The organism is Cedecea neteri NBRC 105707 = ATCC 33855 (genome assembly GCF_001571265.1).
GTDB classification, from domain to species: Bacteria; Pseudomonadota; Gammaproteobacteria; order Enterobacterales; family Enterobacteriaceae; genus Cedecea; species Cedecea neteri.
Genome location: NZ_BCTL01000006.1, coordinates 52,204 through 74,243, shown reverse-complemented (window position 1 = coordinate 74,243; position 22,040 = coordinate 52,204). Strand labels below are relative to the sequence as shown.

Genomic DNA, 22,040 nt, shown 5'->3' with positions numbered 1-22,040 from the left:
ACCGACATAGGTGACGTTTCACCAATCCGTTTGACCGCATTTCTACGAAAACGTCACGTAAGAAAGTGAAAAATAGAGAATAAAGACCCTAAATAATTCGAGCTGCAGGCAGGCGACAATTAGCGCATCTGCAGTCTGAAGTATGACGGGTATTAGGGGGATTATGCAGAGTCGCCCACAGCGAGGGCAAGTCGCTGTGGGCAATTGGTCGGATTAGTGGGAGACTTCGGTCACTTTTTTGTCAGATTGTGGGTTATCCAACTGCTGATGAAGTTGCTTTTCATCCAGCTGTTTTACCCACTTCGCGACAACAACGGTCGCCACGCCGTTACCGACCAGGTTAGTCAGCGCACGCGCTTCGGACATAAAGCGGTCGATACCCAGAATCAGCGCCAGGCCTGCGACCGGCAGATGGCCTACCGCAGAAATGGTGGCCGCCAGCACGATAAAGCCGCTTCCCGTCACGCCTGCCGCCCCTTTAGAGGAGAGCAGTAGCACCACCAGCAGCGTGATCTGGTGGAAGATATCCATATGGCTGTTGGTCGCCTGGGCGATAAACACCGCCGCCATCGTCAGGTAAATCGAGGTGCCGTCCAGGTTGAAGGAGTAGCCGGTTGGAATGACCAGACCGACAACGGATTTACGGCAGCCCAGCTTCTCCATCTTATCTAGCATACGCGGCAGCACGGACTCGGAAGAGGACGTTCCCAGCACGATCAGCAGCTCTTCCTTGATGTAGCGAATGAACTTGAAAATGCTGAAGCCGGTGACGCGCGCAATAGAGCCCAGCACCAGAATCACAAACAGCAGGCAGGTAATGTAGAAGCAGATAATCAGCTGGCCCAGCTGAACCAGAGAGCCGACGCCGTATTTACCGATGGTGAACGCCATCGCACCAAACGCCCCGATAGGCGCCAGACGCATGATCATGTTAATGATGCCGAAAATCACCTGAGAGAAGCTTTCGATGACGTTAAAGATCATCTGACCTTTGTGGCCCAGGCGATGCAGCGCGAAGCCAAACAGGACGGCAAAGAGCAGCACCTGCAGGATGTTACCGCTGGCAAACGCACCAATCACGCTGCCTGGGATCACATCCAGCAAGAAGGCAATCACGCCCTGCTGCTGAGCTTGTTCAGCGTAAACCGCTACCGCTTTGGCATCCAGCGTCGCCGGGTCCACGTTCATCCCGGCACCAGGCTGCAGCACGTTGACCACGATAAGCCCGATAATCAGCGCGATGGTACTGACAATCTCGAAATAGAGTAACGCTACCGCGCCGGTACGGCCCACGGCTTTCATGCTTTCCATGCCGGCGATCCCGGTCACCACGGTACAGAAGATGACGGGCGCAATAATCATTTTAATCAGTTTAACGAACGCGTCGCCAAACGGTTTCATTTGGGCACCCAATTCCGGGTAAAAGTGACCCAGCAAAATGCCGATGGCAATTGCGGTCAGCACCTGAAAATACAGACTTTTGAAGAGTGAGGTTTTCATTAGAGTATCCTTGGACGGAGAGTAACCGCAGCCCCGGCTCAGGAACCGGTATGACTGCGGCACTCAACATAGCACCCTAAAAAAAACGCAGAAGTGGCGTGGATCGATTTTGTTAACGGGATTGTTAAAAACTTGAACTGAACCGATCCAGCTCGTAACATTTGTAACTATTGTTTTTCATTTATGCAGTAAGAAATTCACGTTCAAACTGCTCAAGAGTGCGTGCTTTGGCATACAGGAAGCCCTGGGCGTAGATAACGCCCTGCTGCACTAGCCACTCGCGCTGGGCTTCTTGCTCCACGCCCTCCGCCACCACTTTCAGATCCAGGGCTTTGGCCATCGCGATAATCACGCTAACCATCGCGTTGTCTTCCGGTAGCCCTTCGATAAAACTTTTGTCTATCTTCAACACGTCAATCGGCAGCGCTTTCATATGATGCAGGTGATGAAGGCTGGCGTAGCCCATGCCAAAATCATCCAGGGCAATGCGCACTCCGGCCTGACGAAGCGGCCGCAGAATATTGACCGCCGCCTGCGGATCTTCAATGCGGCGACTTTCGGTCACTTCAAGAATCAGCGTGCCGGGCTGGATTCTGTAACGCCCGAGTAGCTCTAGCAGTGAAGGCACCATTGCTTCGTGCAGCAATTGGAGCGCGGAGAGATTGACGCACAGCGGCAGCGTAATGCCCCGGCTTTGCCAGGCTGACAGGGTGCGGCAGGACTCTTCAAGGATCCAATTGCCAACGGTAATCATCAACCCGCAGGCCTCGATACGCTCAATCAACCCTTCCGGCAGACTCCAGCTACCGTCCTGCTGGCGCTGGCGCAGCAGGACTTCGGCACTGACTACGCTTCCATCTCGCATATCCACCTGAGGCTGCAGCCAGACGGCAAAATGATGCTTCTCAAGCGCGTTCAAAATATCGTGCTCTTCGGTCAGGCGGCGCTGGGCTTTTTCCATTTGATCGGGGTCGAAGAACTGAATTTGATTTTTCCCGCAGCGGCGAGCCGAAAGCGTTGCCGAAGCCGCGCGGCGATAAAGCTGTTCTGCGCTGAGCTCCCCCTTGAACATCGCAATGCCGATGCTGGCGGTCGGTTTCAGCTGCAATGCCTGAACCGGCAAACGGGCATTGAGCGTTTCCATGATTTTCTGCGCCAGCGTCATGGCATACCACGGGTCGCTGACGCCATAGAGCAGCAGCCCAAAATCATTCTGGCTAAGCTGGGCCAGCACCGCATTGGTCGGCAACACGGGCTTAACTTTCTCGACCAGCGTCAGCAGCAGCATCTCACGCTGTTCGTCATTGAGCACCCCGGCCGCATCCTGCAGCGTTTCGCTGCCGATCAGCATTAACGCACCGTGCTTATCGTTCGCCACCATCTGTTCAATCAGCGCCATCAGCAGCGCCTTGTTCGGCAGCTCCGAGACCGGGTTGTGGGTGCTCAACGAATTCATTTGCTGCTGCAGACGCTGGGTAATCTGCTGATTGCGGTTATAGCTACGCACCAGCATGCCAATCTCATCGTCATGATGCAGCGGTGGCAGCGTAAGCTGATGCTCGCCCGCTTGCTGAGGATTAAGGCCATCCAGCTCGCGGCTAATCTTACGGATCGGATGCACCACCAGCCGGTTAATACACCAGCTGATCGCCACGGTCAGAATCAACGCCAGCAGCAAATAGGTGGTCAGCAGGGTAGAAATCGTGCTGACGATAATGCGGTACATGCGCCAGGAATCAGCCTGTAACACCAGATAAGCCAGCGGCTGCGGGTTTGCCGGACGCTCCAGAGAGTAAAGCGGCAGGGAAATTTGCACCGGCAGCTCAAACACGCGGGTGATGAGCATCGGGATTTGGTGCTCCGGCATAAAGCTAATGCGAAGCGCCTGGAACTGGTTTGGCAGCACGACATCAGCGCGGCTGATGATGCCCGAGGGTTGGATCTGGTGAAGAATGGCCTCAGCCTGCGGAATGTCGGCACGCAAAATGGCCTCAGACAGCGGAAGACGCACGGAGTGGGCGATTTTCTCCATTTGTGTGGCGGTGTCGTAGCGATTTTGCTGCACAAAATGGAACAGCTGAATGACGATAAAAATAAAAATAAACACCAGGGCCACGGCTGACACCATAGCCATCTGTTTTATCGTTAGGGAACGACTGACTCGCAAACTGACTCTCCGCTTTTGCTTAACCTGCGCCACGCCCGGCATCAGGATATTCTTACGCCCGCAGAGTATACTGCATTGCCACCCTTTTTAATCCTTACCCCAGGAGAATCGGGTAATTCTGCTTATATGGGCAAATTTGCGCCGAATTCTGAGCGAAAAGACGCAAACGGCGGGCTAACCCGCCGTCTTACATCACAGCCGATCAGAAGTCAGCATAAGGCACCAGCGGCTGAGGCGGCATGTCCATATCACCCTGCCAGCCCGCCATAGAGTAGCGCACGAAAATCAGCGCATGGCTTGGGGTGTAGTCCTTGGCCTGCTGAATATCAATTCCGGCGCCGATTGACCAGTGCGAACTGATCCGGCGCTCTACCAGCGCTCTGGCCGTATAACCGAAGCCGTTACTGCTGCTGGCCGAGGTAGGATCGTTGCGGTCCGGATAACCCCCCGGATCGTCCGGGTAATCATTCAGGTTATTTGGCACGAGGTTACGCAGCGGATAGCGCTGGCCCGCATTGCTGTGGGAGTAGGACCAGGAGCCAGAAGCGCCCAATTCCCAGGACCAGTTCTCCGTACGTTTACGCCAGATGACCGGCACGGCAAACGACACATATTTTTGCGGACTGTAATAGCCGCCCTGGCCAAGGAAGTAATCGCTGAGGTCTTTTTCGTAGTGCCAGACCATGTTGGTAAGGCCCACGGTTAACCGCTGGTTATTCTCGTTAATCAGCTTGTAGTAATAGCCCGTCATCCAGCGCACGCGCCAGTTATCGGCCACGTTTTTACCGGTCAGCGTGTCTGCGCTCAGGCTGGACCAGACGCCGTTAGCTTCACCCTTGTCGTAGCTCAGGCTAACGCCACCGCCGGTTGCGCGAACGCCGCCCCACACGGTATTGGTATTAGGATCCCGCTGCCCGCCGAAGGAAAGCAGGGAGCTGGAGATTGGGCGTCGATGTGCATTGACGGTGTAGCCAATTGGCCCGAGATCGTTGCTGTAGCTAACGCCGCCCACGACATCAACCACGTCAAAGCCCAGCGGCGTCGTGCCGATATCCGTCTGCCACGTATCATTTTTCCAGCCAACGGCCAGGCTTGCGCCATTGCCACGCTGTTTTGTGCTGCCGAAACAGTTGTGCTCCGCACAGGTGCCCCAGCGCTCGTTGTAGCCCGCCCCGCTATCTTTGAACGAGCCCGCATCCATATTCACCATATCGGTCCGGAACCACATACGCCCGTCGCTGAGCGGAGCGTCCACTTGCAGCATCGTGGTATGCGCTTTCAGATCGGAGTAACCCGGCGTGCCGCTTGAGCCCCAGTATTCGTGGTCGAGCGTCACGTTCACATCCTGCTGGCGGTATAGATCGGCGGCATCGCTGCGCACGCCGCGCTTCAGCCAGTCGTCTTTCTCATCGTTGCGGGTCAGGCGAGTGAAGGTGTCGTTATCCTGCGGGCGCTGCTGGGTAACGCCCGAGGAGACCATAGCGTCTTTGTAAGTCTCCAGCGCCTGCTGTGGCTGGCCGCTTGCGGCCTGGAAACGCGCGGCATCACGCATCACCAGCGCGCTTTCCATCGACGGCGGCTGGCTTTTCGCCGCGACCAGAATCGGCGCGTAGGTTTGCGCGGCTTTCTCGTTATCGCCCAGGGCGGCCCAGGCGTTCGCGACGCGGCGTTGAGTATTGATGGACGGTGTTTCACCCGCTGGCGCTGTCTGCAGCTTAGCCAGCAGATCGCGAGCCTGAGGTTTGTCCCCCTCGGCAATCAACACCTTGGTTAATCCTAACAGCGCATCTTCGTTACCCGGTGAGCGCTGCAGGACTTTCTGGTATTGCGATTTCGCCATGCTGCGGTCACCGCGTTCGGCGGCCCAGTCGGCCAGCGTTAAGTCTACGCGATCGGACGGCGTCTGCTGCTGAAGCAGCGCAATGGCGTCTTTTTCTTTGCCGCCGTCCCGCAGTCGGTTAGCCGTTTGCATCACTTCGTTAAACTGCAGCCGGTCTGCAAGTTCATGAATATTGTCGGTCCACTGCGCTTTTGGCAGCGTATTGAGGTGGCTTAGCGCCGCCGCATCATGGTTATTGCCTGAGAGATAAAGACCGTAAGCGAAGACCTGCTCCGGATCGCCCGGCTTGCGCTGGGCAAGACCGCGCATCAGGCTGTCCGCCTCACCGTGTTTTCCGGCGGCATACAGATCGTTAGACAGACGGTAGGTTATCCACACGCTGTCGGGATCAAGCTTAAGACGCTGGCGCTGAATCTCTGCCGCTTTTGCCCACTGGCCCTGGCTTTCCAGCGCGGTAGCCTGCTGCTCCAGACGCTCACCGGCCAGGCTACGTTCGATATCATCAATACTTTTGCGTTGGCTGACAGAAAGGCTCTGAATGTAGGCCGTTGCACGCTCTGGCGACTGGCGGCGATAGACGTTCGCCAGCCCACGAATCGCATTGCTGTTGCCACGATCCATGCGCAGCGCTTGCTGATAATAACGTTCCGCGCTGACATCATCTTTTTTGGCAACGGCAACATCGCCAAAGCCCAGCACCGCGTAGCTATCGGTATTATCAATTCTCTGCGCCTGCTGGTACTTCTGCAGCGCGGCATCCGGATTATTGGCTTTGAGCTGAGCATCACCTTGTTCAATCAGCAGCCAGTAGCGGTTGGTTTTTAATAAACTGTCCCACTTGCCCCGGTTATCGCTTTGCGGGTCCATCTGAATGGCTTTCTCGAACTGCTGTACCGCGAGGGCGCGTTTCCCTTGCTGAGAATAAGCCTGCCCCAGCGCACCGACCACTTCGCTGTCGTTTTGCTTCGAGCTTAACGCTTCTTTCAGCTGCGGAATGGCCTGGTTCCCACGCCCACCGCCCACGTCTTCCAGACCTTTAGCCCGGGCGAGGAAAGCCGGGTCAGACAACTGTTTTTGCTGCTGCGCAAGCCTGTCACGCGCGGTGGCTACCGTATCGCCTTCGGTGAAGACATTAAGAAAACGCTGCAGGGCCGCGACGCTTTGTGGTCCTGTCGGTAAGTTGCTGATTTGGCCATACCATAAAGCCGCCGCGTCTTCCCGGCTGCCGTTGGATTTCGCCATTTGCTCAAGCACCTGATATGCCTCCGCGCTGCGGCCGTTGGCAAACATCAGCCGCGCCAGATTGCCACGCAGTTCACCGTTCCCCGGCGCAGCGGCATCCAGCGCTTTCAGTTTATCGATCGCTTGGTTCGTGGTTGCCGGGCGCTTCGCCATCAGCATCCAGTATTCCATCGCTAAGTCCCCTTCAGGCGGATTGCCGTCAAACAACTTTTCATAGGCGGCAATAGCCTGCTCGGTGTGCCCGCTGGCCGCGAATAAACGGGCCTGCTGCAGCTGTTGGCGGCCGTCCGCACCGGTCAGCATTAACGTGGCCTGAGACTGTTTATACTCGGCGGAGCCGGGGGCCAGTTTTGCCAGCCGTTCAAGCTGTGCTTTCGCCCCGGCGTTATCACCCTGTCGCAGCAGGTAGCGCATTCGGGCCGCAATCACGTCCGGATCGTCCGGGGCCATCAGCTCCAGCCTGGACAACGACTGCCGCACGATATCTTCGCGCTTGCTGGCCTCACCCATCCTCACCTGCTCCAGCAGCTGCTGCTGAGGCGTCAATGCGGCCTGAGCCATCGGCATCAGCGCCATGCCCAATGAGAGAGTGACTAAACTTAATGAGAACTTGCGCATACCTGACCCCAGCTCGGGATTAATTCACCCAGAGAATTGAAGCGAAAACGATTTTGATCCCATCCCTGACCAAAGAGCGTTAAAACATAGCTGTAATAGGCGTCTGCCTGGGGGAAATTATCTTTAACCCGCTGACGCTGCACGTCCCGTGCTTCGCTATCCTGTAAAAAGGGCAGCATGGCGGCGGAGAATCCCACCGGCCCCGTGCCCTGAACGCTGCCGGTTTGCACATCAACTTTTTCCGGCGGCAAACCTTGTTTGATGGTGATGTCCGCCATTGGCTGGAAGGCTTTTAGCAGCGCGGCTTTGTGTGGCGAGTCGTCGGCCATCATGCCAATCCACATGTAGACACGTATCGAGTCATAGCTGCCGTTGCGGGCATCGTCGGTCTGAAACTGCCAGCCCTTGCCTTCACGCCAGTCAGCCCAGTTTGGTGAAAACCCTTTGGGCGCGGTTTCAAGCAGTAATCTTTGGTTTGCCACCTGCATGGCCGACCAGGGGCCGCGGTAACGCACCATTCGCTGCAGTACCTGCGGGGGGAGGTAGCTTGGATTCAGGCGCCAGTCAGGGGAATGATTAAAGCCCACTCGTCCCGGCAACAGCGAAAAGCCCAGTCCGGGGATTTTAATCACTTCCTCTTTCGCTACGCGCTTTAACAACTGTTCGCCGAGGCGCTTATAGGCAGGCTCATGCCACAGACGGCCCGCTTCAAGCAGGCTCCAGACTATCCACATATCGGCATCGGAAGCGGAGTTGCTGTCTAAAATCGTCCACTCGTCTTTGTCGTTTTTGCCCCACAGCCAGGCGGGAAGGTGATCTTTGAGCGCCCCCTGAGCGAGGTTGTTTTCCGTCCAGCCCAGCAGCTTGTCGAACATCGCCCGATCGTTGTCTACCAGGGCAAAGAAAAGCGCATAACTCTGCCCTTCCGAGGTGGTGATTTTTCGCTCATCGCTGGGATCGATCACCCGCCCCTGGTCGCTGATATAGCTTGCTTTAAACTGCTCCCAGGCAGGCCAGCTACAGGCGGCCTGCCCGGAAACGGTTGTCAGCATCAGCCCGACCATCAGCAGTACGGTGCCGACCTTCATCACAATTACTCGTCTTCCGGATCGATACGGCGGCGGCTAATAATGCGCAGGATACGCCATAGCACCCAGGCCAGCAGCACAACGCTTATCGCGGCGAAGATAGCCAGCAGAACCGGATGATTCGACAGCGCGTACCAAATCCGCTCGAACCACGGCAGATGACCAACATAGTAAATATCACCGACGCGCAGGCTATCGACACCAGATTCACGAATCACCGCTACCGAGCCAGAGATCGCCGCCCGTTTGCCGCTGTCGTTGAGCGCATTGTTTAACAGCTCGTAACCTCGCGGGCTGTCGGCCAGTAAAGCAAGGATGCTACGCTGGTCGTTATACGGCGACTGGAAGCCCACAATGGCGGCCATCGCACCCTGGGAAGTGATCGCCGTTTGCGTATCCGCCGCGCGATCTTTTGGATCGGAAACGCTGTTCAGCAGCGGGGTCTGGCGAACCGGGGTTTTCACCCAGCTTTGGGCCGCATCAACCAGGAGATCGATGCGTTTGTCATCTTTCATCGTTGGCGGAATAGTGCCGATGATCATGATGTCCGCATCTTTGCCCTGAATGGTGCTGCCATCATCCGTTAAATTAACGCTCAACGCCGGGAAGCCGGTTTGCGAGCCAATGGTGCCCAGCGCATCCAGCAGCGCGGTTACCTGAGCGGGTTTAGGTTCCTTGCTGACCACCACAATAGTTTGTGAAAGGTCGGCCATGCGGCTGAACGGGAAGCCCGCATTCGCGAAGGTACGCAAATCCGGCATGGCAATAAAGTGGTGATAGTTTGAGAAGTCGATGGTGGACTCGTCTTCCACCACAACGTGGTTTTGAATTGGCTGGTAGGTAATACAGTTCTCAAGCGAACCGCCAGGCATCGGGTTCATATATGAGAAGTCAAAACGCAGCTGGTTGGCCGCGCCCAGACGCAGCGCAGGGATCGCCACATCCGTTTTGCCGTCCAGCAGGCCTTGCAGCACCGGCAGGCGCAGCAGCAGCTTATTATTCTCTTCGCTCGGCGTCAGGTTGAACGACTGCAGGAACTGGTTGTTCAGGCTAATGTCCATACGCGAGCTGTCTTTCATCGCCGGCGCGGTGTAACGATACTTCAGATTGAGATCGATGCCGTTACTGCGCAGCAGATAGAGGTCAGGCGGCAGATTCATCGTCACGCTGATGGCACTCGGCTCCTGGCCACTGGACTGCAGCTGCTCCTGGTAAGTTTTCATCTCGCCCAGGGTTACCGGTCGGTCTGTTCTCACCCAGTTTGGCGCATCGTAAGGTTCGCGCGGCAGCAGGGGCTTCACGTCATCCACGGTAACGCTGCTGCCGCGGAACAGGATATTGCCCTGGGCGATGCCTTTTGCAGCCTGCACAAGGTCTTTATCATCACGGCCCATCACCACCAGCAGTTTGACGTACGGATTATCCGGGTGGCTCATCATCTCAACGGTTGGCGCCTGCACGGCCGGATGGTCCCGAAGAAAATCCGGACGCTTATCGTTTGTCGCAAACACAATCCCGTTGCTGGTCGGCAACTGGTTAAAGAGTACCGGGAAGTTCTGCCCGCGCCATGCGGTACGGGAACCAAACCATGAAGCGACAATCCCTGCGGCACGCTGCTGTTCAATATCCGGGCTGGCAGCAAAAACGACAGGCAGCGTCAGCGGGCGATTGTCACGCGAATCGAAGAAAGGCACCGGGAAATGCGACAGATCGTTTTGAACCGGCAGACGCTGGTAGGTCAGCGCCAGCGAGCTGCTACGCCCGACGTCCATCCACAGCGTGGTGCTGGCCGGGTTTTCACAGATGTCGCGGTAATGGCCGACGAATTCCAGCCGCACGCGGTTAAAGTCGGTGATATAGAGCGGGTCAACCGGCACCTGTGCAAAGGTTTTTTTACCCAGTTGCTCTTTGGTCACCGGCAGAACGCCCATCAGCTCGTCGTTGAGATAGACTTTTAGCTGCGACTGCACCGGCAGCAGCGAAGGCGAAGGGGTATATTCAAGGTTCAGCAGCGCTTTCGAGACGATTTCATCCCGGCGCATACCAAACTCCACCCCGCCATTCGGGTTCACGCCGGTCAGCACCATGCTCCCCGGCGGGGGCGCAATTTGCGCGAAATTCAGCTTAACATCGCGAGAAGGCACATTTTCGGCGACGATAGGCGCATTTGCACCTTGAACGCCCGGTAAAACTTGCCCAACCGTAGGCGCATTGTCCGCAGGCGCGGCGGGTACCACCGCCTCCGCTGCACCCGGCGCAGGCGTAATCACTGCCTGATTTGCCGTAGCCACGGCAGGAACCGTCGGAGCCGGCGTTGTATCAGCCGAATTTGCCACCGTAACAGGCAGGGCGCTGATACCTACCGCCGCTGCATAAAACCAGGATATTTTTCTTTTCATCGCGTTTTCATCAAATTAATCAGGCTGTTGATAAACCTCAGGCGAAGGAAGAAACACCAGAGAACATCAATTCGTGATTTCAGTTGCCGACTACAAAGAGGGAAAAACCACGCTTCTTCCCTTTTCATAAGCAATCTCGTTAAGCCAATGCAGACAAGGTCCGCCGTTTTGCTGATTCGGTCGTCGGGCTGTGCGGAATAAACGACACAATCCAGTCCACCAGCACGGTGATCGCGTGGAAAACAAACTTCAATGACGGTGGAGCGAACTCCGCAAGGTGCCGGTAGCCCCGGAATCCAAGCTTGAGAATATCCACCAGACTTTCCAGCGGCTTATCCTCAGGGAAACTGTCTTGCCACAGCGCCCAGGTGTCGGCGCGGGCAAAAGTACATTGAATAAAGTCGATGTGTTGCTTGGTGGTCATCTGAGCCAGCTGTAGGCCAACTTCGTCGCCAAAGACCCTCACGACCTGTGCCGGGAAGTAGAACTCTTGCGCCCCGCGCTTCAGCAACAGATTCACTTTCTGCCCTTCCAGCACTTGAGTTGGGCCATGAATCTTGATCCCTACCCCGCCATCGGAGTAATCATGTACGGTGCATGGGAAGAGGTGACCATCTTCACGCGCCAGCGCTGCCGGCATGGCGATTTCAACGCGATGCGCGCGCCGGACCTGCTTACTCTCAACGGAAACGGCCACTGCACCGCCCAGTATTATCAAGTTGTAGAACACCCACAGCAGGCTCACTACCACCGTTAGCGCTTCGTTTTCCGGGCCATAGAAGAAGCGCCATGCCCCGAAGGCAACGCCCAGAAGGTTAATCAGCACTAAAATCAGGTACGGACGCGTGATGACCCAATCCACATACTCGTTTTCAACCAGCCCGCCTTTCGCGGTCACGTTGAATTTCCCTTTGTGCGGATTAAACAATGCCACCAGCGTCGGCTGGGCGATGTACCAGGCCAGCACCGTTTCGTAAATTTCGCTCCAGAACGAGTGGCGATATTTGCCCTGAATTTTGGAGTTAGTCAGGCTGGCATGAATCATATGCGGCAAAACAAACAGCGCAATCATGATGGCCGGGGCGTAAATGATATAGGCATGGAACAGCAAGAACGCCAGCGGTGCCGTCAGGAAGATAAGCCGCGGTATCCCCGACAGGAAGTGGAACATGGCGTTGGCATAACAGAGCCGCTGGGCAAACTTCAGCCCTTTGCCGAAGAACGGGTTGTCGAGACGGAATATCTGCGTCATCCCCCGCGCCCAGCGAATACGCTGCCCGATATGTGCCGAAAGGCTTTCCGTTGCCAGCCCGGCAGCCTGCGGAATACGCAGGTACGCTGAGGTATAACCTCTCCGGTGCAGACGCAGCGAAGTGTGCGCATCTTCGGTCACCGTTTCAACGGCAATACCGCCGATTTCATCCAGCGGACCGCGGCGAATCACCGCACAAGAGCCGCAGAAGAACGTGGCATCCCACATATCATTCCCGTCCTGTACCAGCCCGTAAAACAGCGTGCCTTCGTTAGGCGTTTTACGAAAACGGCCAAGGTTGCGCTCGAACGGATCGGGTGAGAAGAAATGGTGCGGGGTCTGCATCATGGCCAGCGACTTCTCTTTGAAGAACCAGCCCATGGTCAACTGCAGGAAGGATCGCGTGGGCACGTGGTCGCAGTCGAAGATGGCGACGAAGTCACCTTTGGCATGCTTCAGCGCGTTATTGATGTTCCCCGCTTTGGCGTGCTCATGCGTTGGGCGAGCGATGTAATTCACTCCGACCATATTGGCAAACTGCTTAAATTCGTCACGCCCGCCGTCATCAAGAATCCAGATATTCAGCTTGTCCTTCGGCCAGTCTATGCCCAATGAGGCGTAGATTGTCCCTTTCACGACGTGAAGTTCTTCGTTGTAGGTCGGTACAAAAATATCGACCACCGGCCAGGTATCCATGTCTTTTGGCATAGGCACCGGCTGGCGGTTAAGCGGCCACACCACCTGGAAATACCCCATCACCAGCACCAGCCAGGCATACGTCTCAGCAAACAGCAGCCCCAGGCCGAAGGCAAGACTGAGCGGGTCGTTCCAGTTCAGGGTTGAGGTGTAGCGCCACCAGATGTAGCGGCAAGACACGGTGAGCGACAGCACAATCAGCATCAGTGCGGCAAAACGCCCAGGCAACCGGCGAACCAACAGCGCCACGCCCCATAGAAGCATCAGGAAGATGAACTGCGATAATGGGTTAAACGGCTGAGTAATACACAGCAGTGCCAGAATGGCCGAAAAGACAACAATCACGCCCAGAAGGATCCGCCGGGCGGTATGGCTAATATGACCCAGCTCTTTCTTCTGGTCTAAATGCTGCGTCCGATGGCTAAAGTTTTCCGGCAGCTTATCCAGCCAGCCATGCCAGCTCTCGCGCCAGGCCTGTATCTGGCCAAAGGAGCGCATACGCGGCCGCCCGGCTTGCCCGCCTGCGCGAAGCAATAACCACAGGCTTTGGATACCGTAACGGACAACATCCAGCGGGCGCGGCCTGTCCGGATTAATGTGCGGATAAAATCGATCGTGTCCGTCACGTATACGCTGCCAGCGGGGGCCTTCAAGCGGCAGAAAAATCCAGGCCAGAATAAAGGTGATGCAGCCCAGCATCGCGCTGAATATCGGCGCGCCGTTACGGCGGAAAGTATGATAACGCTCTCCCAACCGCTGGCTGGCAGCAGGGAGTAACAGCCAGGAGGCCAGATGACTCATGCCTTTTTCCCTGAAAGGTTCAACAGGATCCAATTGGCGAGCGTCATGATTTCCTCAGCAATCAGCGAATCCGGACGGTACTCACCAAGTGGCTGTTTTACCGCAGCACTTTCGGCCATCGCCTCATCGCGGTGGAGAACAATCGGGATCATCGTGCGCTGGCTCTGAAGCCAAACCTGGTAGATATCATCCTGCAGCTGGCTCGCCACCAGCAGATAGTTCACCAGGATATACGCCCCTTGTGGCAAGGCCTGCTGATGCAAACGGATGTGGCAGTTGGTGTCCGGTTTAACCACCGTCACCACGCTGTCGGTTTGCGCCAGAATCTGACGGGTCAGGGCGTTAAAGCCGTGGGGGAGATCCAGCAAAATCCACTGATACTGCTGGCTTGCTTTCAAGTCGGCAAGAAAATGACTGAACTGCCCAAGGGCCTTTTCCACCGTATCGAACGTTTCATGCTCGGCCGGGCTAAGCTGACCAAACGGCAACACGTCAAGGTGGCTGGTATAGCGCCAAGCGCTTTTACGCCAGTCTTCGTTATCCAGCATGGCGCGCGCCCAGCCCTTGGGCTCTGCAAAATCAATGTTATAAAAAAGGCGCAGCAGATTATCTGGTGAAATATCTATCACCAGTACCGATTCCCCAAGTTGCTGCAACGACCAACCAAGCGCCGCGGTGATAGATGTCGTCCCTACGCCACCACGCAGCCCCTGCAACCCAATGACAGCCATCAGGCCTACTCCCTATTGTTGCGTTAATTCAGCCAGCAGCGGCCAACGTTTAATTGCCGCCGCCAGTTGTTCTCGCTGCGATATATCGGTGTAATCTATTTCCGGCAGTGAAAATGCTTTACTTAGCGCCAGAAAATCATTTTGGAAGGCATAAACAAGCTTGTTTTCCTGAGCATTGCCAGTCTCTTCATCTTGCATTTTGGTTATCATCCCTCGGTCAGGTTTCGTCACCAGTGATAACGGCAAATGTCCGGAAAACGAAAAATGTTTTACAATGCTAAAACTGATGCTGTTTATTTTCAATGGTAGGTTTCTTTCTGAGCTTACGCTAGTAAACTGACATACATACTAATTTATCTCCAGGGGACGCCATGGAACCCATATTTTCGCTTGGCATCCGTTCGTTGTGGAACGAATTGAACCATATGCCCACAGGTGGCGTCTGGTGGCTAAACGTAGAAAGTCAGGGTGATGCAATAAATCTGGTTAATCAAACAGTTGCCGCCCAACAGCCGGAGGCAAAAGTTGCCGTCGTTTCAATGTCGGCAAAGCTTAAACAGGCGATAAAGCTCGATTCGGCTGAAGGGCCGGAAAAAATACGTCTTTTTACTATGCCTTCGTCCATCAATGGGCTCAATGCGCTGCGCCGGGATTTGATGTGCAGCATTAATCCCGAACACTACTTTTTTATACTCTTAAGCTCAGATAACGTCTGGGAGAATATCCCCCCGGCAGATTTACGTCATTGGCTCACCGCAATGGGAAAATGGACCGAACGCAATAAGTGCAGCCTGCTTTTTGTCAATGTCGGAAATAATAATGACAAACAATTCTCATTATTAGTCAGTGAGCACCGAAGCCTGTCCGGGCTTGCCAGTCTGCGAGCGCAAAGCGATATTCATCGTTATGACATCGCCTTTTGGTGTAACGAGAAAGGCGTCACGGCCGATCAGCAGCTTAACGTCCACTGGCAAAACGGGAAATGGCAAATTGTAGAAGATGCCGAAAGCTCACCGCAGCCGCGTAGCGATGAAAAGCGCGTCCTCAGCCACATTGCCGTTCTGGAAGGTGCCCCTGCCCTTTCGGAAAACTGGCAGCTCTTCGAAAACAATGAGCAACTGTTGATGCCGCGCGAACCGCGCAGGCCGCGACGATCATTTTCTCGCTAGCCCAGAATAGCCAAATTAACAGTATCGCTCGCCAGATTCATTCGCTTCGCCGCCAGCGCGGCAGTGCACTGAAACTGATTGTGCGAGAAAACCAGGCCAGCCTGCGAGCCACCGATGAACGACTTTTGCTGGGCTGCGGCGCAACGCTAATTATTCCGTGGAATGCCCCGCTTTCGCGCTGCCTGACCATGATAGAAAGCGTGCAGGGCGTGAAGTTTACCCGCCACGTTCCGGAAGATATTACCGTGCTGATCGACCAGATGCAGCCGCTGAAGCTGCGCGGCTACCAGAAGTGGGACGTCTTCTGCAGCGGCATCAGCACGCTGATGAACAATGCACTGCTGCCGGCAGACGGCAAAGGCGTTATGGTCGCGCTGCGCCCTGTGCCGGGGCTGCGAGTTGAGCAAGCGCTTACGCTGTGCCGGCCGAACCGCATGGGTGATATCGTGACTATCGGAGAAAACCGGCTGATGCTGTTCCTCTCGTTCTGCCGCATTAACGATCTCGATACCGCGCTGAACCACATTTTCCCGCTGCCGGTGAACGACATCTTCACCAACCGCATGGTGTGGTTTGAAGACAGCCAAATCGCCGCCGAAATACTCCAAATGCAGGCCCTGAGCCCGGAAAAATGGGTGAAACCGCTGGCCGCCACGCTCGACCTGAATAGCGTTCGCCATGTAAGCCGCGAAGGGCATAGCTGGCGCCGACAGCCAACGCCTGTCACGCTGCTTGATGATACTCCGAGGGAGCAGACACAATGATGAACCTCACCGACATCATTCAGCTCGTCGTGCTTTGCGCGATCGTTTTTATTCCGCTGGGCTACACCGCTCACCGCTGGCTTCCCCGCCTTACCGCCTCGGTACGGCTGATGTTTTTAAAACCACGCTATGTAAAATCGGCCGGCACGCTGCGCCGAACTTCCGCCAGGGCAGACCATCAACATGACTAATCACTCTCAAACGGCAAAGTCGCCAGCTTATTTCCTGCAATACTGGCGTGGTCTGGGTGGCTGGAACTACTACTTCCTGTTGAAGTTCGGGCTGCTGTGGACCGGCTATCTAAATTTTCACCCGCTGGCGAACCTGGTCTTTGTTGCCTTTTTATTGTTCCCGCTGCCACCGCTTAAGTTACACAAGCTGCGTAACTGGATTGCCCTCCCCGTGGGGATAGGCCTGTTCTGGCACGATACCTGGCTACCCGGCATCGACAGCATGATGAGCCAGGGCTCGCAGGTCGTCGGCTTCAGCGCGGACTACCTTCTCGACCTGGTAACCCGCTTTGTTAACTGGCAAATGATCGGCGCAGCGTTTGTCCTGCTGGTCGCATGGCTTTTTGTTTCCCAGTGGCTTCGCGTCACGGTGTTTGTCGTGGCTATCCTGGTTTGGCTCAACGTATTAACGGTGGCAGGCCCGGCTATCTCTTTACTGCCTTCCACGTCTCAAACAACGGCGTCCGTCAGTACTGGCAATACGGTCGGATCAACGGCTTCCGGCACAGCGCTGGCGCCTGTTCCTGGTGATATCCCGGCACAAACGGCCCCACCGACAAGCGACAATATTACCGCCTGGCTGAGCAGTTTCTACGCCAGCGAAGCCAAACGTCAGACCAAATTCCCGGACGCGTTGCCGGCCGACGCGCAGCCATTTGAACTGCTGATTATCAATATTTGTTCCCTCTCATGGTCCGACATCGAGGCAGTTGGCCTCAGTTCGCACCCGCTGTGGAAACACTTTGATATTCTGTTTAAAAACTTCAACTCGGCAACCTCCTACAGCGGCCCGGCGGCTATCCGTCTGCTTCGCGCGAGCTGCGGGCAGTCGTCCCACAAAGGGCTTTATGAGCCTGCGGGCAATCAATGCTATCTGTTTGATGATTTGGCCCGTCTCGGCTTCAAACAGCAGCTTATGATGGATCACAACGGCGTATTCGGTAACTTCCTGAAAGAAGTGCGTGAATACGGCGGCGTTCAGGTTCCGCTGATGGATCAAAGCGGGCTGCCGAGCGATCTGCTGGCATTTGATAATTCGCCAATCTACGACGATACCGCAGTACTGCAGCGCTGGCTGCAGGGTGAGCAAAATGACGGCGCGAATCCACGTACGGCCACCTTCTACAACCTGGTGCCGCTGCACGACGGTAACCATTACCCAGGCAACAGCAAAACGGCCGACTATAAAGCACGGGCGCAGAAGCTGTTTGATGAGCTAGATTCGTTCTTGACCGAGCTTGAGAAGTCGAACCGCAAAGTGATGGTGGTGATTGTGCCGGAGCACGGTGCGGCGCTGAAAGGCGACAAAATGCAGGTTTCCGGGCTGCGTGACATCCCAAGCCCTGACATCACCCACGTACCGGCGGGCGTGAAGTTCATCGGTATGAAAGCCCCGCACAACGGCGACGCCATTGAAATCAACCAGCCAAGCAGCTATCTGGCGATTTCTGAGCTAGTTTCACGCTCGGTGGACGGCAAGAACTTTGTCGCCGACCAGGTCGACTGGAGCACGCTGACCGGCAACCTGCCGCAAACCGCCCCGGTTTCTGAAAATGCTACGGCGGTGGTACTGAAGTACCAGGATAAGCCTTATGTCCGCCTGAGCGGCGGCGACTGGGTGCCTTATCCACAATAAGGTTTGCGTTTAGACGATTAAAAACCGGTGCCTTGAGCGCCGGTTTTTTTTACGCGGTTATCGGAAAATCTGAACCGCTGTGAGCAAGATTAACCCAAAGGACTCAGAGTAATTGCTACGCGACGATTCTGTGCTTTACCGCCCGCGGTGCTGTTGCTGGCAATCGGATTCGCCGGGCCTGCGCCGGTGGTGCGAATCCGGCGATTGATTATGGCGGCAAATCGTGTAGAAAATTCCGGTAAGTATTCTTTATCGTTGTCATAAATGTGTGGGCATAGAACCCACCGCCTGCCATCGCGGAGCCCAAATTGGCCAATACATCACCTACACGCAAACAGATCCTCACTGCCGCACACTGGGGCCCCATGCTGGTCGAAACCGACGGGGAACGGGTTTACCGCTCTCGCGGCGCGCTTGAAACCGGTCATCAAAACTCGCTGCAAAGCGCGGTACCAGACCAGGTCCATAGCAAGGCCCGCGTTGCGTTTCCTATGGCTCGTAAAGGGTTTCTGGCCTCGCCCGAGAACCCACAGGGCACTCGCGGGAAAGATGACTATGTCCGCATCAGCTGGGATGACGCCCTGACGCTTATCCACCAGCAGCACAAACGTATTCGCGAAAGCTACGGCCCGGCGGCCATTTTCGCGGGTTCCTACGGCTGGCGCTCCAACGGCGTGCTGCACAAAGCCTCCACGCTGCTTCAACGCTACATGAGCCTGGCGGGCGGCTATACCGGGCATTCCGGCGACTACTCGACCGGTGCCGCGCAGGTGATCATGCCCTACGTGGTGGGCTCCAATGAGGTTTATCAGCAACAGACCAGCTGGCCGCTGCTGCTTGAGCACAGCGACGTGGTGGTGCTGTGGAGCGCGAACCCGCTCAACACGCTGAAAATCGCCTGGAATGCCAGCGACGAGCAGGGCGTGAAGTACTTCGAGCAGCTAAAAAATAGCGGCAAAACGATTATTGCCATCGACCCGATGCGCTCTGAAACGGTGGATTTCTTCGGTGAACGTGCCGAATGGATCGCGCCGCATATGGGTACCGACGTAGCGCTGATGCTCGGCATTGCCCACACGCTGGTTATTCACGGCAGGCACGATAGTGATTTCCTTGCCCGCTGCACCTACGGCTACGAGAAGTTTGAGGCCTATCTGCTCGGCAAAGCCGACGGCATTTCGAAAAACGCGGCCTGGGCCGCTGAGATCTGCGGTATTCCGGCGGTAACCATCGAAAAACTGGCAGACCTTTTCAGCCACAAGCGCACCATGCTGATGGCAGGCTGGGGCATGCAGCGCCAGCAGTACGGCGAACAAAAACACTGGATGCTGGTTACGCTGGCCGCCATGCTGGGGCAGATTGGCACCCCAGGCGGCGGCTTTGGTCTCTCTTACCATTTTGCCAACGGCGGCAACCCGACCCGCAGCGCAGCGGTTCTCGGTTCCCTGCAGGGATCTCTTAAGGGCGGAACGGATGCCGTGGAGAAAATTCCCGTGGCGCGCATCGTCGAAGCGCTGGAAAACCCAGGCATGGAGTATCAGCACAACGGGCAGCAGCACACCTTCCCGGATATTCGTATGCTTTGGTGGGCGGGTGGCAGTAACTTCACCCATCATCAGGACACCAATCGCCTTGCCGCAGCCTGGCAAAAACCTGAGCTGATCGTTATCTCCGAATGTTTCTGGACGGCGGCGGCAAAACACGCCGATATCGTTCTGCCGGTGACCACGTCGTTCGAGCGGAACGACATGACGATGACCGGTGATTACAGCAATCAGCATCTGGTTCCCATGAAACAGGTCGTTGCCCCGCAGGGGGAAGCGTGGAACGATTTTGATATTTTTGCTGAACTGAGTGAAAAATGGGAAGCAGGCGGTAAAGAGCGATTCAGTGAAGGGAAAAGCGAACTTGAATGGCTCGAGGCTTTTTATAACATCGCCCGTCAACGTGGTGCTACGCAGCAGATCGCGCTCCCGGATTTTAAAGAATTCTGGGCAGCTAACCAGCTGATAGAAATGCCAGAAAATGCGAAAAATGCCAAATTCATTCGCTTCTCGGATTTTCGTGATAATCCTCAGGAAAACCCACTCAAAACGCCGAGCGGTAAAATTGAGATTTACTCCGAACGCATCGCCAGCTTTGGTTATGCCGACTGCCCGCCGCACCCAAGCTGGCTGGCGCCGGACGAATGGCAGGGCAATGCCGCTTCCGGACAGTTGCAGTTGCTCTCATCTCATCCGGCCCACCGCCTGCACAGCCAGCTGAACTATGCCGGACTTCGCGACCAGTACGCCATTGCCGGGCGAGAGCCCATTACGCTTCACCCGATTGACGCCAAAGCGCGCGGCATCGCTCACGGTGATTTAGTGCGGGTATGGAACGCTCGCGGCCAGGTATTGGTCGGCGCTCAGGTGACCGACGGTATCAGGCCCGGCGTGGTTTGCATCCACCAGGGCGCATGGCCCGATCTGGATGAAAACAGGCTGTGTAAAAACGGCGCGGTTAACGTACTCACCATGGATATCCCGTCTTCCCGGCTGGCCAACGGCTGTGCGGCAAATAACTCCCTCGTCTGGGCAGAGAAATTTACCGGCCCGGCACCTGCTGTGACGGCGTTTGATCCGCCTGCCAGCCCATAATCCACGTCGGGTGCTGCGTTTCTTCCTGCCACGCGCCCTCTTCAATATGAAAACCGTGGCGGTGATAGAAATGCACCGCCCGGCGGTTTTTCTGATACACCTCGAGACTTAAGGCCGGGTATTCCGCTTTCACCTTCTCCAGCAGTTCACCGCCGACCCCTTGCCCGGTAAAAGAAGGGGACACAAACAACGCGCCGATAAACTGCCGATCCATCACGCTGATAAACCCCACCATTTTTTGCTGGTGGAGATAAACCCACGTTTTTGACTGAGGGATATAGACATTACGCACCAGGTTCAGGCTATCGTACCAGTAGCTTTCCGGGATAAACGGATGGCCGCCGATGGTACTTTCAAGCCAGAGCGCCATCAGCACATCCATCTCCCCAACGTTAAACGGCTGGATCATTGGCGAAAATCTGGGTGGCAGAAGCAGCCCGTCACATGGTCATTGACCAGACCGCAGGCCTGCATAAACGAATAGCAGATTGTCGACCCCACAAACTTAAATCCGCGTTTCTTGAGTGCCTTAGACAGCGCATCTGACGTCGGCGTAAAGGCGGGAACTTCGCTGAGTGAAGCGGCATGCGACACCTGCGGTTTATGCTCCACAAAGGCCCAGACGAACTCGGGGAATTTCTCACCGTTGGCCTCCATCGCCAGAAAGGCTTTGGCGTTATTGATAATGGCCTCAATTTTCCCTCGGTGGCGGATAATCCCGGCGTCCTGCATCAGCTCATCCACCTCTTCCGGCTGAATCAGCGCCACGGCATAAGGGTCAAAATTCCTGAAACGCCGGCGGTAATTTTCGCGTTTTTTCAACACGGTTATCCACGACAGCCCGGCCTGCTGGCCTTCCAGACAAATCATCTCAAAGAGCTTCTGCCCGTCGGTGACCGGCACGCCCCATTCTTTGTCGTGATACTCCAGATACAGCGGATCCTGAGTGACCCAGCCACAACGTTCCATTTTGCTCTCCCTGATTACCTGCCAAGCGTGGGCAAATTTTACGATCTGACAATAGTGAATACGGGGCATTTCGCAACCCTGTATGAGATCAAAGAAAGGGTTGTTAATACCGGTAAATTTGCAAAATGTTAACTATGTCTCATTTATGATTTAACATTTGATATACAGCAAAGACGCACACCACAATGATAGCGAGCACTAACCAACAGAATATAAAGTGCAGCGTGAAGGCCGTTCATACCGTCTGAGAGGCATTTCATTCCGTTCTTCATGCATTTCATGCCGTTTTTTCCTGGAAT

At 55.7% G+C, this 22,040-nt stretch carries 13 protein-coding genes and 2 pseudogenes; 4 read left to right on the top strand and 11 right to left on the bottom strand.

The window, feature by feature from the left end:
* Positions 1–213: 213 nt before the first annotated feature.
* The 8 genes from CNE01S_RS03060 to bcsR all read right to left on the bottom strand — a co-directional run bounded on the left by CNE01S_RS03060 (position 214) and on the right by bcsR (position 14,532).
* Complete coding sequence (locus tag CNE01S_RS03060; RefSeq protein WP_061273339.1) at positions 214–1,500, bottom strand: dicarboxylate/amino acid:cation symporter; 1,287 nt, start codon at positions 1,498–1,500, stop codon at positions 214–216.
* A 181-nt stretch (positions 1,501–1,681) separates the two neighbouring features.
* Positions 1,682–3,667 (bottom strand): biofilm formation regulator HmsP, encoded by a 1,986-nt coding sequence (gene hmsP / locus CNE01S_RS03055; RefSeq protein WP_061273479.1) that lies wholly within the window; start codon positions 3,665–3,667, stop codon positions 1,682–1,684.
* Positions 3,668–3,869: 202 nt separating this feature from the next.
* Positions 3,870–7,367, bottom strand: a complete 3,498-nt coding sequence (bcsC, locus tag CNE01S_RS03050; RefSeq protein ID WP_061273337.1) for a cellulose synthase complex outer membrane protein BcsC — start codon at positions 7,365–7,367, stop codon at positions 3,870–3,872.
* Complete coding sequence (bcsZ, locus tag CNE01S_RS03045; protein ID WP_082763183.1) at positions 7,349–8,455, bottom strand: cellulose synthase complex periplasmic endoglucanase BcsZ; 1,107 nt, start codon at positions 8,453–8,455, stop codon at positions 7,349–7,351. Before bcsZ ends, bcsC begins: the two co-directional genes overlap by 19 nt.
* Positions 8,456–8,460: 5 nt before the next feature.
* A complete protein-coding gene (gene bcsB / locus CNE01S_RS03040) occupies positions 8,461–10,854 on the bottom strand; it encodes a cellulose biosynthesis cyclic di-GMP-binding regulatory protein BcsB (RefSeq protein WP_061273335.1) in 2,394 nt (797 codons plus the stop codon).
* A 139-nt stretch (positions 10,855–10,993) separates the two neighbouring features.
* Positions 10,994–13,603: a UDP-forming cellulose synthase catalytic subunit gene (gene bcsA / locus CNE01S_RS03035; protein WP_061273333.1), complete on the bottom strand. Its 2,610-nt coding sequence runs from the start codon at positions 13,601–13,603 to the stop codon at positions 10,994–10,996.
* Complete coding sequence (bcsQ, locus tag CNE01S_RS03030; protein ID WP_061273331.1) at positions 13,600–14,334, bottom strand: cellulose biosynthesis protein BcsQ; 735 nt, start codon at positions 14,332–14,334, stop codon at positions 13,600–13,602. The genes bcsA and bcsQ overlap by 4 nt, the downstream gene beginning before the upstream one ends.
* Positions 14,335–14,346: 12 nt before the next feature.
* Positions 14,347–14,532, bottom strand: a complete 186-nt coding sequence (gene bcsR, locus CNE01S_RS03025; protein WP_045784760.1) for a cellulose biosynthesis protein BcsR — start codon at positions 14,530–14,532, stop codon at positions 14,347–14,349.
* 173 nt (positions 14,533–14,705) lie between these two features.
* Here bcsR and bcsE point away from each other — a divergent pair.
* The 3 genes and pseudogenes from bcsE to bcsG all read left to right on the top strand — a co-directional run bounded on the left by bcsE (position 14,706) and on the right by bcsG (position 18,133).
* Positions 14,706–16,267, top strand: a pseudogene (gene bcsE / locus CNE01S_RS03020) (cellulose biosynthesis protein BcsE).
* Positions 16,264–16,458, top strand: coding sequence for a cellulose biosynthesis protein BcsF (gene bcsF, locus CNE01S_RS03015; protein WP_061273329.1), 195 nt, complete (start codon positions 16,264–16,266; stop codon positions 16,456–16,458). Before bcsE ends, bcsF begins: the two are co-directional and overlap by 4 nt.
* Positions 16,451–18,133: a cellulose biosynthesis protein BcsG gene (bcsG, locus tag CNE01S_RS03010; protein WP_061273327.1), complete on the top strand. Its 1,683-nt coding sequence runs from the start codon at positions 16,451–16,453 to the stop codon at positions 18,131–18,133. Before bcsF ends, bcsG begins: the two co-directional genes overlap by 8 nt.
* Before the next feature lie 89 nt (positions 18,134–18,222).
* Here the strand turns inward: bcsG and CNE01S_RS24255 are convergent.
* Positions 18,223–18,333: pseudogene (locus CNE01S_RS24255) on the bottom strand (OmpA family lipoprotein); the annotation flags it as partial.
* A gap of 108 nt (positions 18,334–18,441) precedes the next feature.
* On the opposite strand from CNE01S_RS24255, the gene CNE01S_RS03005 reads away from it, so the two are divergent.
* A complete protein-coding gene (locus CNE01S_RS03005) occupies positions 18,442–20,772 on the top strand; it encodes a molybdopterin guanine dinucleotide-containing S/N-oxide reductase (protein WP_061273326.1) in 2,331 nt (776 codons plus the stop codon).
* Here CNE01S_RS03005 and CNE01S_RS03000 read toward each other — a convergent pair.
* Together CNE01S_RS03000 and tag are read right to left on the bottom strand one after the other, a co-directional pair.
* A complete protein-coding gene (locus CNE01S_RS03000) occupies positions 20,720–21,181 on the bottom strand; it encodes an N-acetyltransferase (RefSeq protein ID WP_061273324.1) in 462 nt (153 codons plus the stop codon). The two genes, CNE01S_RS03005 and CNE01S_RS03000, sit on opposite strands and share 53 nt — an antisense overlap.
* The gene (gene tag / locus CNE01S_RS02995) at positions 21,178–21,741 is read right to left on the bottom strand and encodes a DNA-3-methyladenine glycosylase I (RefSeq protein ID WP_061273322.1); all 564 of its coding nucleotides are present in this window, start codon (positions 21,739–21,741) and stop codon (positions 21,178–21,180) included. The genes CNE01S_RS03000 and tag overlap by 4 nt, the downstream gene beginning before the upstream one ends.
* Between the last annotated feature and the right edge of the window lie 299 nt (positions 21,742–22,040).